This is a genomic window from Prosthecobacter sp., assembly GCF_049294395.1.
GTDB lineage: Bacteria > Verrucomicrobiota > Verrucomicrobiia > Verrucomicrobiales > Verrucomicrobiaceae > Prosthecobacter.
The window spans coordinates 1-2,036 of the sequence record NZ_JBAQCR010000426.1 but is presented as its reverse complement, the minus strand read 5'-3'; the positions used below and the strand labels follow the sequence as shown (position 1 = coordinate 2,036).

General features: G+C 62.6%; 2 protein-coding genes. Both read left to right on the top strand.

The window, feature by feature from the left end:
* Positions 1 to 235: 235 nt before the first annotated feature.
* Positions 236 to 442: a hypothetical protein gene (locus WAW39_RS29265; protein WP_422323139.1), complete on the top strand. Its 207-nt coding sequence runs from the start codon at positions 236 to 238 to the stop codon at positions 440 to 442.
* Between the two features lie 44 nt (positions 443 to 486).
* Entirely contained in the window at positions 487 to 1,872 is a 1,386-nt protein-coding gene (locus tag WAW39_RS29260) for a transposase (protein ID WP_422323137.1), read from the top strand.
* The last annotated feature ends 164 nt before the right edge of the window (positions 1,873 to 2,036 follow it).

Here is a 2,036-nt window from a genome sequence, read left to right as displayed (position 1 = left end):
GTCTACGCCCGCCTGCACAAGACGCAGGTGGAAATGAGCACGCGGGTGGCGATCCGGTAGGCGGTGCCACTGCGCATGCGCCGCTCCCGCCGCCGGGAGGCTGGCTCTTGGTCTCCTCCCCCTTGGGGGAGGGCTGGAGTTTGGCCTTTTCCGCGACAAAGCGATCAGATTTTGCTTGCTTTTTCGTTTGGGTTGTGGTCTAGTTATAAGACTAGACCACAAGGAGTCCGCGCTTATGGGATACCCAACCAAGGTCCAACTGATTCAGCGAAAGGAGTCGCGACAGTGGTATGTCAATCTCCCCGCTCCCGTCGCAGATGCCATGGACTTCCAAAAAGGCGAAGTCGTCGAGTGGAGCATTCAAGACCGGCACATCCTGATCCTCAGGCGACGCGCCGTGCCTGCCGCCCCAGCCACGCCCAGGAAGCGCCGCGCCCCCTGAGCCGATGGCTGGGGCGATTGCTGAGGCAATGCCGAGGTGCCTCGTTGCAGCAGCGGGTAAGCCTCCGCCTGCAGCGCCATCTCTACTGGCAGGCTCTGTGTCTTTCCCGCCACACCATCACCGGACTGCTCTACACCGGGGCGGAGCAGTTTGCTGACTGGACGGCGGACTATCGGCTCTACTCGCGTGACCGGGTGGATGTACAGCAACTCTTCGGCGTGTGTCGCAGCGAGGTCGAGTCGATGCTGCCGATGGGCGCTCCCCTGGTGGTGGGGATGGACGATTCGATCCTGAGGAAGAGCGGCAAGAAGACACCGGGAGTCGCCTGGCGTGTGGACCCCACCGGCCCACCATTCCAGATCAACTTTGTGCTGGGACAGCGTGTGCTGCAACTGTCGGCGGCCGTGCCCTTTGGCGAAGGCGGTACTGCCCGGAGCATTCCCATCGACTTCGTGGATGCTCCCACGGCCAAACGGCCCAGGAAGAACGCGACGCAGCAGCAGAAGCAGGAGTATCGGGAACTTCAGCGGCAGAAGAACATCAATGCGGTGGCGGTCGAGAGGTTGACGCTATTGGCCGTCCAGACGGCGCGGGATCTCTGGGCGACGGTGGATGGGCGATTCACCAATCGCACCGTGATGAAGCAGCTGCCGGAAAAGGCCACGCTGATTGGGCGTATCCGAAGCGATGCCAAGCTGTATGGTGTGCCGGAGGGGGAACAGAGCAGGCCTGTGGGAGGCCGGCCGCGGCGCTATGGTCAGCGTCTGCCCACGCCAGAGGAGATCCGCCAGGATGATGCCATCCCGTGGCAGACGGTGAGATGCTATGCAGCCGGGAAGATCCATGAGTTCCGCATCAAGACGATGGACGCCGTCAAATGGCGTCCGGCCGGAGCGGGGAAGGTTTTACGTATGATCGTTATTGCCCCGCTGGGATATCGCCTGAGCCAGGGCGGCAAGATGCTCTACCGTCAGCCGGCCTATCTGATCTGCACCAACCCTGGCCTGCCGCTGGAGGAGGTACTGCAGGCGTACCTGTGGCGATGGGGAATCGAGGTCAACTTCCGGGACGAGAAAAGCGTGATGGGAGTGGGCCAGGCGCAGGTTCGCAACGAGAAGTCGGTGCAAACAGTTCCTGCGGTCGCGGTGGCGGCCTACTCGCTGCTGCTTTTGGCCGGCATTCATGCCTATGGAGCCGAGGGAATCCCCCAGTCGCTGCCCGATCCCAAATGGCTGCGGGGCCGCAAGCCCCGGCTCTGTCCCACGCAACGGCTGATCAGCCAGTTGCGCTGGGAGACCTGGGGCGATCAGATCCGAGACAGGGGTTTCTGCGGCTTCCCGACACACCCCGCTCGATCAGGCACGCACCAGAAGCCACAGAAACCTCCCTCTCCCCTCGCCAGTGCCGCGCTATATGCCAGAAACGTATAGGCGAAAGGCCAAACTCCAGCCCTCCCCCGGAGTACCGGGGGAGGAACTATTGCACGAGGCTTGCCTGCCACCCAAATCTGGATGCACCCGAGGCTCTCGGGCGGGGGGCTTGGTCAATTGCTAATGCTTCTGGGCATCAGTTGGCTCTTTACGCATGGGCACGC

What these genes read in the sequence shown, in the direction of transcription:
- WAW39_RS29265 (WP_422323139.1), top strand. Translation starts at nt 236, where the DNA reads ATGGGATACCCAACCAAGGTCCAACTGATTCAGCGAAAGGAGTCGCGA.